General features: G+C 80.5%; 1 pseudogene. It reads right to left on the bottom strand.

What is annotated here, in order from left to right:
• Positions 1-313, bottom strand: a pseudogene (locus tag BI06_RS50385) (serine/threonine protein kinase); the annotation flags it as partial.

Here is a 313-nt window from a genome sequence, read left to right as displayed (position 1 = left end):
AGGCCGGGAACAGGGTGCCGGGGCGCGGCCCGCCCCGTCGGTTGAGCCGACGCAGGAAGCCGAGCACCCCGGGGGTTCCGGCGGCCCAGGAGGCGGACTCCGTCGATGGGTCGGCGCCGGGCAGCAGCGGGCGGCCGTACGGGCCGCCGGCGCGGGCCAGGATCAGGCCCGCGACCTCCTCGGCGGAGCGCCAGTGGCGTGCGTCGCCGGTGGCCACGGCCAGGTCGACCAGCAGTTCGCCGATGCCGGCGAGGCCGCAGCACTGGCCGACGGGGCCCGTGCGCGGGGCCGGTACGAGGGCGGCGGCCGCGGC

The organism is Kitasatospora sp. MBT66, assembly GCF_000710405.2.
GTDB classification, from domain to species: Bacteria; Actinomycetota; Actinomycetes; order Streptomycetales; family Streptomycetaceae; genus Kitasatospora; species Kitasatospora purpeofusca.
This window is presented reverse-complemented; position numbering and strand designations above follow the sequence as displayed.